The sequence below is a fragment of the Paenibacillus sp. FSL P4-0127 genome (assembly GCF_038007325.1).
GTDB lineage: Bacteria > Bacillota > Bacilli > Paenibacillales > Paenibacillaceae > Fontibacillus > Fontibacillus macerans.
Genome location: NZ_JBBOWY010000001.1, coordinates 5,904,573 through 5,916,168, shown reverse-complemented (window position 1 = coordinate 5,916,168; position 11,596 = coordinate 5,904,573). Strand labels below are relative to the sequence as shown.

The window sequence follows — 11,596 nt, the reverse complement described above, 5'->3', positions numbered from 1 at the left end:
CATACTGCCCGACGTATCCATCATGGCGATGATGACGGCGTTGGAGTGGGGAATGACGACTTCCTCCCACGTTTTGTAGCGCAGATCGTCGGGCGTGATGCCGTGGATGCCCGGCGTGCCGGCCGTCGCGTTGCGGCGGAGATTTTCCAGGATCGTCCGCTTTTTGTCGATGTTGGACATGAGGCCTTTTTTGCGTATATCGTTGAAACGGTAAGATTCGGTCTCCAATTCGTCTTTGTCTTTTTCCTGAATGAACGGCAGCTCCAGCTCCTCGAACAGCATATCCTCCAGCTCCTCGATGCTGATGTCCGCCTCCACGTAGTCGATCCCCGGCCGATCGCCGGCTTTGCCGCCTTTTCCGTTGTCTTTGGGACTGTCCTGGCCAAGCACGTCGCCGACCTCGCTGCTTCCGTCGCCCTGGCCGACATGCTTTTGTTTCTGATAGTTATGGATAAACCGGTATTCCTCCAAATTGCGGAGGGGTACCTTAATGATCTGTTTTCCGTCGGACATAATGATGTTTTCCTCGGTTACGAGATCGGGGAGATTTTGCCGGATGACTTCCCGCACCTTCTCCTGGTGGCGCTGCTGATCCTGATAGCCTTTGCGGTGCAGCGACCAATCCTCTTTGGAGACGACGAAATTGTACCGTTCGGGCGAAGACATGGTGAACACCTCCATATGTGGAATTACGCCAGCGCTGTGAAGTGGATGTAAATAAAGTATATTCACGGGGTGAGGCGATATGTGAGGGGGAGTTGCTATATAAGTAGAACTGTTGGTTATACATGTTGAACTATTGGCATACGCGATGGAGGTTCACAGCATGAAATTGGTAAGTAAGCGTTAATGTAACGGGGCAAAGCGGCTTACCGGATCCGGAGTTTTGGAGTAGTTGCAAAATGTACACTTACATATCCGCAAATGCTGCCACAGCGCTTGATTAAGTCTAAAACCTGCAGTTACTCCGCTATCTTTCGAAGAAGAGTCAAAAAGACGAGGAAATAGCTGCATGAAATGCAATTAAACGAACGATTGGGCAAATGGATATAAAGTTAGTTGTATGATTTGCAATTAACGGTCAGAGTGGGGCCGGTCAAGCACATTTCTAAGATTTTATACACACTCTGTCTGTACAGCATCAGGGATTAAGTCGATTGTTGCTCTGCGAAAGTTGAGTTAAAAAGGTATATTTCTCAGATTCGGAACAAACGCTAATAAAAAATTCAGGTAGGAAAAGGAAGTGGAGTGAAATGTCAGGGCCCTCTTTGAGACGAGCGGACAGCCACGGTCTGATTCATGAGGCCGCGCTTGAGGAAGCCGGAGAATTGGCGGAATTGCTGGAGCGGAGTTTGCGCCGGGGCGAACGGGACAAAGCGCTTGACATCGCCTGGATCGCTGTCGAACATTGGGAATCGCGCACGCTCCAGCACGCGCAAAGCGAGGAAGAGGGATTATACCTGGAGGCGGTAGAGCTGAAGCCGCAGCTTCGGGACGTGATTATCGCTTTGACCCGGGACCACGATTTGCTGCGGGAACTGGTCGCCGAAATCAAAGCGCGGCTGGAGCGGGGCGAGATGGACGAGCAGGTGCTGCAGCGGTTTCAGGCGCTCATTCTGATCGACCAGATACATAACCGGGATGAAGAAGAAATGGTGGAAAAGGAATTGGAGGAGAGTCGCCATGGAGCGGTTTTCGGCCCCAAAGTTGACGGCCCTGCTGCCGGATAAACCGCTGCGGGCGGTGGAACCCCGGCTGTACGAGTGCCTGACCTGCGAGCTCCGCCGGCTGAACTTGCATCCTTATGACGTAAAAGCCGGCGGGCAGGCGAGCGGACAAGGGGTTGCCGTTTACGTTCGCTACGGAGAAAGGTTCGACCGGATGGAAGGCCGTTTTTTTTCTTGGGACATGGTCGAAAATCAAGACGAGCAAATCGGCGGTTTTATGCGCCAGGCGGCGGAACAGGTGAAAAAAACGCTGATCGCGGAGTACTACAAAAAAGCGCGGCTCTAAAGTCTATGGCACGGGGAAACCGGCACCCGCGGGAGGGCCGAAATCGTTTTGACGGAAAGGAAGGGTCGACATGGAAGCACATGAGCTTGACGTTTTGGCAGCGCAGGATCAGGAGGACTTGCTGGCGGTGCTGGACATGCGGTTCGGGGAGATTCCGCGCGCGGCGGTGGAACGGATCGCGGCGATCCGCAAGCCGGACGAGCTGCAGCGGTTGATTTTGGCCGCTTGCAATGCTTGCGCATGGAGCGTATTTGCGGAGGAATTGCATGCGGGAGAAGGGGCGTTTAAGCTGGCGGGCGAACGCTTTAATCCGGGGCCGCGGATTTGCGAAGCGAAGGGGGAACTCTAGAGGTGGGCGATAAGCAGAACAAGTTGCTCCAGGCGCTGAAACATTTGCGGCGCGGCGAAGTCATTAATGAGGGATGGACGGAGGAAAGCCCGCGGGGGCGGGATTGGGAAAGCCTGTACCGCGGCCGCTGGCAGCATGACAAGGTCGTCCGCTCCACGCATGGGGTGAACTGCACCGGTTCCTGCAGCTGGAATGTGTTCGTGAAGGACGGCATCATCACGTGGGAGACGCAGAAGACGGATTATCCGACGACAGGCGCCGATTTTCCGGAATACGAGCCGCGCGGCTGCCCGCGGGGAGCCAGCTTCTCCTGGTACACCTACAGCCCCCTGCGCGTGAAGTACCCGTATATTCGCGGGGAGCTCTACGAAATGTGGCGGGAGGAAATGGCCGCCGTAAAAGACCCCGTTGCAGCCTGGGAGAACCTGGTCAGCGATCCGCAAAAAAGAGCGCGTTACGTCAAAGCCCGGGGGAAAGGCGGATTCGTGCGCGGCGATTGGGACGTGGCCTGCCAGATGATCGCCGCAGCCACGATCCATACGATCAAGCGGTACGGGCCCGACCGCGTCGTAGGGTTCAGCCCGATTCCGGCCATGTCCATGGTCAGCTACTCGGCGGGAACCCGGTTCCTGTCGCTGATCGGCGGGACGATCCTGAGCTTTTACGACTGGTATGCCGATCTTCCGCCCGCTTCGCCGCAAGTATGGGGCGATCAAACCGATGTGCCGGAGAGCGGGGACTGGTACAATACGAAATATTTTATCATCTGGGGGACGAACATTCCGCAAACCCGCTCGCCGGACGCCCATTTTATGGTCGAGGCGCGTTACAACGGCACCAAGGTGGTTGGCGTGAGCCCCGATTATTCCGAATACGAGAAATTCGCCGATATTTGGCTGCCGGCCCGGGCCGGCACGGACGCGGCGTTGGCGATGGCGATGACGCACGTCATTCTCAAAGAGTTTTATGTGGATCGGGAGACCCCCTATTTCATGAATTATGTGAAAAAATTCACTGATCTTCCGTTTCTCGTCCTCGTGAAGGAGGAGAACGGAATGACCCGTTCGGACCGCTTCCTGCGGGCGGCCGACTTGGCCGACTTGGGCGACGGGCAGGAGCTTGCCGAATGGAAAACCGTTGTCTGGGACACAGCGTCGGGGAAACCGGAGGCACCGAACGGGAGCGAAGGGTTCCGCTGGGATCAAAGCAGCCGTTGGAACCTTGATCTGAACAAGCCGGACGGAACTCCAATCGACCCGCAGCTGACATTTATCCAGGGTGCCGACGAAGTCGTACAGGTGGATTTTCCGTATTTCGCGGAAAAAGCGGGTGAAACGGTGCGGCGCGGCGTCCCGGTCAAGCATCTCAAGAGCGTGTCGGGCGAGACGTTTAAGGTGGCGACGGTGTATGACCTGATGATGGCCCACGCCGGCGTTCCGCGCGGCCTGCCCGGCGATTATCCGGCCGATTACGACGATATGAAGCCTTATACGCCGGCCTGGCAGGAGGCGATCACCGGGGTCAAAAAGTCGCATTGCATCCAGGTGGCCCGCGAGTTTGCCGATAACGCGGCCAAAACGGGCGGCCGTTCGATGATCGCCATGGGCGGGGGCACCAATCACTGGTATCACAGCGATCAGATCTACCGCTCGATCCTGAACCTGGTGATGCTGACCGGCGCGCAGGGCGTTAACGGAGGCGGCTGGGCCCACTATGTCGGTCAGGAAAAAGTGCGGCCGCTCGAGGGCTGGCAGCAGATCGCCTTTGCCGGCGACTGGATCCGGCCGCCGCGGCTGCAGAACGGCACTTCGTATTTTTACTTTGTGACGGAGCAGTTCCGCTACGAGGTACGCGTGAGCGAAGAGCAGGATACGCCCTGGGGCGGGCGGTACGGCAAAATGCATCCGGCCGACGTCAATGCGCTGGCCGTGCGGCTTGGCTGGCTGCCATCGTTCCCGCAATTCACCCAGAATTCCCTCGATCTGGCGCGGCAACTCCGCGAAAAGGGGCTGACGGACGATCAGGAGGCCGTGCGGGAAATCGCCAGGATGGCGGCGGAAGACGAACTCGACTGGGCGATCGAGCATCCGAACGACCCCCGCAACTTTCCGCGGGTGTTTTTCAACTGGCGCTCGAATCTGCTGGGGGACAGCGGCAAAGGGCATGAATATTTCGCCAAACATATGATCGGGGCGGACAATCAGGTGCTGACCGACCCAAGCCTCTCCTGGCGGCCGGAGGATGTGCGCTCCGACGACGTGCCGCCGGAAGGCAAAACGGATCTGTTCGTCAGCATCGATTTTCGCATGACCAGCTCCGGGCTGTTTTCGGACATCGTGCTGCCGGCGGCGACCTGGTACGAAAAACACGATTTGAGCAGCACGGACATGCATCCGTTCATCCATCCGTTTAATCCGGCGATTTCGCCGCCATGGCAAAGCAAAAGCGACTGGGACGCGTTCCGGGAGATCGCCAAGACGTTTTCCGAGCTTGCGGAGAAGCATCTCCCTGCCTGCGAAGACGTGATGATGACTCCGCTCGGCCATGACAGCCCGGACGAGGTAGCCCAGGTGCACGGGAGGATCAAGGATTGGCGCAAAGGGGAAATCGCGGCGGTTCCCGGTAAAAGCATGCCGCATTTTCTCATCGTGCCGCGCGATTACAAGGACGTTTACGGCAAGATGATTACGATCGGGCCCAACATCCGCAAAGGGTACGGCTCGAAGGCGGTGAATATCCCCGGCGAGCGGGTTTACGAACAATTGCTGGCCCGGCTTGGCGCCTCGAAGCGTGAAGGCGTCGGCAAAGGCCAGCCGGATTTGTATGACGACCGCCAGGTGATCGAAGCGATCCTGCTGATGTCGGGGGCGACGAACGGAGAGCGCGCCGTGGAAGGATGGCGCGACATGGAGCAGAAGACCGGCAAAAAACTCGTGGAGATCGCCCTGCCGCGCGCGGAGGAAGCCTTTACGCTGTTCGACATCACGGCCCAACCCCGCCAGGCTATTTCCGCGCCCGTCTGGAGCGGGCTGGAGAAGGACAACCGCCGCTATTCGCCATTTACGCTGAACACCGAATACAGTATTCCTTGGCGGACATTAACCGGGCGGCAGAGCTTTTATCTCGACCATGAAATGATCCTCGACTTCGGGGAGGCTTTGCCGCTGTATTTGCCGCCGCTAAGGCATGTTCCTTTTCTCAAAGGGGAGAAAGGCGTGCCGGAGAACGGGAAATCGCTGACGCTCCGTTACTTGACCCCGCACCAGAAATGGGGCATCCATACGATGTTCACCGACACCAACCAGATGACGACTTTGTTCCGCGGCTGGCAGGTCGTCTGGCTGAACGAGAAGGACGGGGCTTCCATCGGGATCAAGGACAACGATTGGATTGAGGTATACAACCGCAACGGCGTCGTCGCGGCCCGGGCTGTGCTGACGTACCGGATTCCGGAAGGCATCGCCTACATGTATCATGCCCAGGACCGCACGCTGGGCGTACCCGGGACGTCGATCACCAAGCAGCGCGGCGGTACGCATAACAGCGTGACGCGGATTACGCTCAAGCCGACCCACATGATCGGGGGCTACGCCCAGTTAAGCTACGGGTTCAACTATTATGGTCCAACGGGAAACCAGCGCGATACGCTGACCATCATCCGCCCGCTGAAGGAGGTAGATTGGCTTGAGGATTAAAACGCAGGTCGCGATGGTGATGAATCTGGACAAATGCATCGGCTGCCACACCTGCTCGGTCACCTGCAAAAATACCTGGACCAACCGTCCCGGCACGGAGTACATGTGGTACAACAACGTGGAGACGCGGCCGGGCCCGGGCTATCCGAAGGAATGGGAGGATGCGGGCAAATATAAGGGCGGTTGGGTGCTGCGCGGCGGTAAGCTGGCGCTGCGTGCCGGAGGTCCGATCGCCAAGCTGGCGAACATTTTTTACAACCCGAACATGGCCGATTTGGACAGCTTCTATGAACCTTGGACCTATGATTACGACAACCTGCTGCACAGCCCAAAGAGCAAGCATCTCCCGGTCGGGCGGCCGGTGTCGCTGATTACGGGCGAGTATATGGACAAGCCTGAATGGGGGCCGAACTGGGACGATGATTTGGCCGGCGGCAGCGAAATCGTGCCGCTTGATCCCAATGTCAAAAAGCTGCAGGAGCATATCGCCCTGGAATATGAAAAAACGTTCATGATGTACCTGCCGCGGATCTGCGAGCATTGCCTCAATCCGTCCTGCGTCGCTTCGTGCCCGTCCGGCGCGCTGTACAAACGCGACGAGGACGGGATCGTGCTGGTTGACCAGGAGGCTTGCCGGGGGTGGCGGTTCTGCATGAATGGCTGCCCGTACCATAAGGTTTATTACAACTGGAACACCCATAAGGCGGAAAAATGCAATTTTTGTTACCCGCGTACGGAGGCCGGGCTGGCGACGATCTGTTCCGAGACGTGCGTGGGCCGGATTCGCTATATCGGCGTCGTCATGTACGATGCCGACCGGGTAAAAGCCGCCGCTTCGGCAGAGGAGCCGCAGGGGTTGTACGAATCGCAGCTCGGCGTTTTCCTGGATCCGTTTGATCCGGAGGTCATCAAGGAAGCGAGAAGAACGGGGATCACGGATGCGTGGATCGATGCGGCCCAGCGCTCTCCGGTTTACAAACTGGCGATGAAATGGAAGGTGGCGCTGCCGCTGCATCCGGAATACCGCACCTTGCCGATGGTTTGGTACGTACCGCCGCTCAGCCCGATCATGAACCATATCGAAGAGGACGAGCTGCAGACGGACATGTACATCCCGGCGGTCGATCAGATGCGGATTCCGCTGGAATATTTGGCTTCCCTGCTGACGGCGGGCGACACGAAAGTGATCCGGCGGGTGCTGCTGAAGATGACGGCGATGCGCGTATTGATGCGGGACCGTGCGGTCGGCGGCTTGGACGAGCTGAAGCGCAGCAAGCTGCTTGGGGAGGCGGAAACCAGCGTCGAGGAAATCGAAGAGATGGCCCGTTTGTTTGCCGTAGCCAAGCACAACGAACGCTTCGTCATCCCTACAGGCCGGCGGGAAATGATCGGCGAAGCCGGACTGCATTACCGTCAGGGAGCTTGCAGTCTGGAGGGCATCACGCCGGAGGAAGGGTTTTTGCCGCAGCGGTTTGCCAAAGAAGACAGGTAGAGCAAGGAGGTTGGCGATGGAAGACAAGCAAATCAGTTTGATATTTGCGGCCAGGCTGCTCGGATATCCGGAGGACGATTTTCCGGAAACCGCGCGGAGCATGCTGGAAGCGGCCCGGGAAGCCGGCAGCCCGTTGCTTACGGAACGTCTTCAGGAGACAAGCCGCCCGCTGTTATCCTGCCCGCTGAAGGAGCTAAGGGAGCAGTATGTTTGGGCCTTTGACTGGAAGGAAAAAACCGGACTGTATCTGACCGCGCATGAGCTTGGGGACAGCCGGGAGCGCGGGGCGGCGCTGATTCTCCTGCAGCAGATCATCAAGGACGCCGGTTTTGCCGCCGCTGAAGGCGAACTGGCCGATTATATGCCGCTCTTGTACGAGCTGCTGGCCGTGCGTCCGGACCATATCCACGTCCGGGCTTTGGAGCTTCGGCTCGCCGTCGCCACGAAGCGGATCTGCGAGCATTTGGCGGAGGACAACCCCTACCGGGAACTGCTTCGCCATCTCGTGGCGGACGTTTTTGGCGAACCCTCGGAGGAGGATGTCCGCCGGCTTACGGAGAAGCGGGAGCAGGCCGATCTGGACGAGCTTCCTTACCCGATTCTGTATGGGATGGACGGAACTGCCCGAACGGGAACGGATCTATCGTTTTGCAAATACGCAACTGAATGAATGGGGGTAGCTTCATGACCGGATTGTTTTGGTGGGTCGTTTATCCGTACATCGCCCTAACGGTGATGATCGGCGGATTGTTGTACCGGTTTGCCTTCCGCCAAGTGAGCTGGACCGCTCCTTCGACGGAAATGTTTGAGAAAAAATGGCTGCGGCTCGGCTCCACGATTTTCCATTACGGCATCGTCTTTGCCTTTATCGGCCACGTGATGGGGGTGTTGATTCCGCGAAGCGTTTATCACGCGTTGGGCGTGAGCGATGAAACGTACCACATCTTTGCGATTGCCGGAGGCGGGCTGGCGGGAATCATGGTGGTGCTGGGGCTGATTATTTTGCTGATTCGCAAAATGACGAACCGGCGCGTGCGCGCCCATGCCGGATTTGCCGATTATTTTACGGTGATCCTGCTGCTGATCGTCGCCGCCAACGGCACCTTTATGACGCTCGTATACAACACGACGGTGGCCGCTTACGAATACCGCACTACCATCGGTCCCTGGTTCCGCAGTTTGCTGGCGCTTCGGCCGGATTATCGCCTGATGGATACGGTTCCGTTCATCTTCCAACTGCACGTCCTTTCGGCGTTCCTGTTGTTCGCCTCGATCCCGTTTACGATGCTCGTGCACATGTTTTCGCTGCCGGTCCGCTATCCGGCCCGGGCGCCGCAGCAATACCGCTCGCGGGTCGGCTACAAACGCGGCAAGCCGCAAACTTAGGCGGAAAACCAATAGAGTCATATCCTGGTTGCCCCACGGGGTTAAAAGGACATGACTCTATCTGTACGTCAGCTTGTCTTTTTCGTATACAGGATGCCGATCGTTTTGGCGCCGCAATGGCTGGAAATGACGCAGCCGGCATTGGAGACGGCGACGGTCTTGGCCCCGGTTCTGGCCTCAAGCTCTTGCTTCAGCTTGGCCGCGTCCTCATCCGCCAGGGAATGGGTGACAAAAATAATGTCGTTATCCATATCGTTCAAGCGGCTAAGCGCGTTGTTCAGCAGCTGGTCGAGCGCTTTTTCCCGGCTGCCGCGGATTTTGTAGGCCGGGGTCATTTTGCCGTCCACCACTTTGATGACCGGGCGGATTTTGAGCAGGCTGCCGATCAGGTTTTGCATGCCGGAGCAGCGCCCGCCTTTGTACAGGTACTCCAGCGTATCGATGACAAACTCCGTTTCGACCTTAGGCCGAACCGCCGTGAGCAGGCCGACGATTTCGGCGACGGTTTTGCCTTCCGCCGCGGCTTGCACCGCCTTCATCACCTGAAGGCCGATGCCGGTCGATAAATTAAGCGAGTCGAAGACGGTGACCGTCCCTTCCGGGAACTCCTCCGCCGCAATCAGGGCGTTTTGGTATGTAGAGGACAGCTCCGAAGACAAGCTGATGCATAATATTTGCTGCCCTTGCCGGGCATAAGGGGTGAACGCCTGAATGAAATCGGCCGGCGACGGCGCCGCCGTCTTCGGCAGTTTGCCCGTCTCGCTGACTTTGCGGTAAAGATCGGGCACGCTCAAATCGACGCCGTCCTTGTACGTTTGGTCGGAAAAAGTGACGTACAGGGGAACGATGCCAATTTCGTACCGCTGAATCCAATCCACCGGCAAATCGCAGGTGCTGTCCGCGAAAATTTTGATCGATGCCATAGTGATCCTCCTAAAAGTTGTGGCCTTTCTGCAACAGCCTGGCCTAGGCGGCCGATTATTGTCTCGTGTACATAATGGCGACGGTGCCGGGCCCGCAGTGGCTGGAAATGACGCAGCCCGCTTCGGCCACGGCGACCTCCCGCGCTCCCGTCTGCTCCCGCAAAATCGCGGCCAAACGCAGCGCCTCCTCTTCGGCCAGCGTGTGGGCGACGATGATCAGATCGTTGTCCATGTTGTCCCGGTCGGCCAAAGCGTTGTCGAGCATCTGCTGGACCGCCTTCTCCTTGCGGCCGCGGACCTTGTACGCGGGAATAATGTTCCCGTCCACCAGCTTAAGCACGGGCCGGATCTGGAGCAGGCTGCCGATAAAGTTCTGCATGCCGGAGCAGCGTCCGCCTTTATACAAATATTCCAGCGTGTCGATGACGAATTGCGTTTCCACCCGCGGCCGGATAGCGCTGACCAGCGCGGCGATTTCGCCGGCGGTGCGGCCCTCCGCGGCGGCTTTGACCGCTTTCATGACCAACAGGCCGATGCCGCTGCATAAAGTAAGGGAATCCACAACGTGAATCCGCCCTTCCGGGAACTCCGCGGCGGCGATCAGGGCATTTTGATAGGTCGATGAGAGCTGGGAAGAAAGGCTGATATAAACGATGTCCTGCCCGCGTTCGATATGGGGGCCGAAGGCGTCCATAAAATCTTTGGGCGACGGAGCGGTTGTTTTCGGCAAACTCCCGGCAGCCTCGACCCTCCGGTAAATATCGACCGGCGTGATATCCACCCCGTCCTGGAACGTCTCGCCGCCAAACACGACATATAAAGGAATAATTCCGATATCATAGCGGGGAATCCATTCTGCGGGCAGGTCCGAGGTACTGTCTGCGAAAATTTTCACGTTTGCCATAAGCATCTCCTTACATAGTTCGGTTATTCTATTTTAGCAAAAAGCGAAAGACAAGGGAAAGGCATCGGTCATAAGCTTTATTTCCGCTTGCTGTAGATATCGGACGGATGGTTGAGGTAGAATGAACATGAATGAATTTTGGCGAAATGGACAAATAAGGGGAGGCGGAAAAAATGCGGCGCACCTATGCCGGAATCGGCGCGGTCATCATGCTGCTCGCCGTTGCGCTTGGCGCATTCGGGGCGCATATGTTGAAGGCGAAAATCGGCGAAACGGCCATTGGCACCTATGAGACCGGAGTACATTACCAGATGATTCACGGGATCGCGATCCTGCTGACGGCGTTTTTTGCCGGGCAGTGGGGGGAATCCGGGCGGCTTCGCTGGGCGGGCCGGCTGTTTCTGCTCGGCGTCATCCTGTTCTCCGGCAGCCTGTACGGATTGGCGGCACTCCATTGGACCTGGCTCGGGCCGGTTACGCCGCTCGGCGGCGTTTCTTTTATCGCCGGTTGGCTGCTGCTTGCGCTGGAGGCTTGGAACAGGAAGGCCTGACAGACTCGGCAACAACGAAAAAGACGGCTGAAGGGCTCCGCGGCGGAGCGGATTCAGCCGTCTTTTATGAAAATTTATAACTCGACTTTCGGTGCGACCAGAACGAAATCCAATGAACTGCAAAAGTGCAGGCGAATTTCGTCGAAATTCCTCGAAAAGGGTGGTTCAACTGCAAAAGTGCATTTCCGCTCCGGGCAAAAGTTCCTTATTTATCGAACAGCCCCTAAAGAGATGCTTTTGCATTTCAATCGCTCTAAAATGGTGATTTACGGAAAATAGAATG

Annotated in this window: 11 protein-coding genes; 8 read left to right on the top strand and 3 right to left on the bottom strand. The window is 57.5% G+C overall.

The annotated features are described in order from the left end of the window. The coding region (locus NYE74_RS26585) for a DUF444 family protein (RefSeq protein WP_341005293.1) at positions 1-666 on the bottom strand (666 nt) is incomplete at its 3' end. A gap of 587 nt (positions 667-1,253) precedes the next feature. On the opposite strand from NYE74_RS26585, the gene NYE74_RS26580 reads away from it, so the two are divergent. The 7 genes from NYE74_RS26580 to narI all read left to right on the top strand — a co-directional run bounded on the left by NYE74_RS26580 (position 1,254) and on the right by narI (position 8,935). After that, a complete protein-coding gene (locus NYE74_RS26580; RefSeq protein WP_051985627.1) occupies positions 1,254-1,730 on the top strand; it encodes a hemerythrin domain-containing protein in 477 nt (158 codons plus the stop codon). Next, positions 1,684-2,013 carry a hypothetical protein gene (locus tag NYE74_RS26575; RefSeq protein ID WP_036624806.1) on the top strand — a complete coding sequence of 110 codons (330 nt, stop codon included), beginning with the start codon at positions 1,684-1,686 and terminating at the stop codon, positions 2,011-2,013. Before NYE74_RS26580 ends, NYE74_RS26575 begins: the two co-directional genes overlap by 47 nt. A 70-nt stretch (positions 2,014-2,083) precedes the next feature. Further along, entirely contained in the window at positions 2,084-2,362 is a 279-nt protein-coding gene (locus NYE74_RS26570; protein ID WP_124331676.1) for a hypothetical protein, read from the top strand. 2 nt (positions 2,363-2,364) lie between these two features. Then, entirely contained in the window at positions 2,365-6,057 is a 3,693-nt protein-coding gene (locus NYE74_RS26565) for a nitrate reductase subunit alpha (RefSeq protein ID WP_316561341.1), read from the top strand. After that, positions 6,047-7,549: a nitrate reductase subunit beta gene (gene narH, locus NYE74_RS26560; protein ID WP_036624798.1), complete on the top strand. Its 1,503-nt coding sequence runs from the start codon at positions 6,047-6,049 to the stop codon at positions 7,547-7,549. The genes NYE74_RS26565 and narH overlap by 11 nt, the downstream gene beginning before the upstream one ends. A 16-nt stretch (positions 7,550-7,565) precedes the next feature. Beyond that, entirely contained in the window at positions 7,566-8,219 is a 654-nt protein-coding gene (gene narJ, locus NYE74_RS26555) for a nitrate reductase molybdenum cofactor assembly chaperone (RefSeq protein ID WP_036624795.1), read from the top strand. A gap of 14 nt (positions 8,220-8,233) precedes the next feature. Further along, a complete protein-coding gene (narI, locus tag NYE74_RS26550) occupies positions 8,234-8,935 on the top strand; it encodes a respiratory nitrate reductase subunit gamma (protein ID WP_036624794.1) in 702 nt (233 codons plus the stop codon). Between the two features lie 68 nt (positions 8,936-9,003). On the opposite strand, the gene NYE74_RS26545 is transcribed toward narI, so the two are convergent. Then, positions 9,004-9,858: a DegV family protein gene (locus NYE74_RS26545; protein WP_036624791.1), complete on the bottom strand. Its 855-nt coding sequence runs from the start codon at positions 9,856-9,858 to the stop codon at positions 9,004-9,006. Between the two features lie 55 nt (positions 9,859-9,913). Continuing rightward, positions 9,914-10,762: a DegV family protein gene (locus NYE74_RS26540; protein ID WP_036624788.1), complete on the bottom strand. Its 849-nt coding sequence runs from the start codon at positions 10,760-10,762 to the stop codon at positions 9,914-9,916. Between the two features lie 173 nt (positions 10,763-10,935). On the opposite strand from NYE74_RS26540, the gene NYE74_RS26535 reads away from it, so the two are divergent. Beyond that, positions 10,936-11,313: a DUF423 domain-containing protein gene (locus NYE74_RS26535; RefSeq protein WP_036624786.1), complete on the top strand. Its 378-nt coding sequence runs from the start codon at positions 10,936-10,938 to the stop codon at positions 11,311-11,313. Positions 11,314-11,596: the final 283 nt, after the last annotated feature.

Excerpts from the sequence above, each read along its gene's own strand:
- NYE74_RS26580 (WP_051985627.1), top strand. The coding sequence starts at position 1,254 with ATGTCAGGGCCCTCTTTGAGACGAGCGGACAGCCACGGTCTGATTCAT.
- NYE74_RS26575 (WP_036624806.1), top strand. The coding sequence starts at position 1,684 with ATGGAGCGGTTTTCGGCCCCAAAGTTGACGGCCCTGCTGCCGGATAAA.
- NYE74_RS26570 (WP_124331676.1), top strand. The coding sequence starts at position 2,084 with ATGGAAGCACATGAGCTTGACGTTTTGGCAGCGCAGGATCAGGAGGAC.
- narJ (WP_036624795.1), top strand. The coding sequence starts at position 7,566 with ATGGAAGACAAGCAAATCAGTTTGATATTTGCGGCCAGGCTGCTCGGA.
- narI (WP_036624794.1), top strand. The coding sequence starts at position 8,234 with ATGACCGGATTGTTTTGGTGGGTCGTTTATCCGTACATCGCCCTAACG.
- NYE74_RS26545 (WP_036624791.1), bottom strand. The coding sequence starts at position 9,858 with ATGGCATCGATCAAAATTTTCGCGGACAGCACCTGCGATTTGCCGGTG.
- NYE74_RS26540 (WP_036624788.1), bottom strand. The coding sequence starts at position 10,762 with ATGGCAAACGTGAAAATTTTCGCAGACAGTACCTCGGACCTGCCCGCA.
- NYE74_RS26535 (WP_036624786.1), top strand. The coding sequence starts at position 10,936 with ATGCGGCGCACCTATGCCGGAATCGGCGCGGTCATCATGCTGCTCGCC.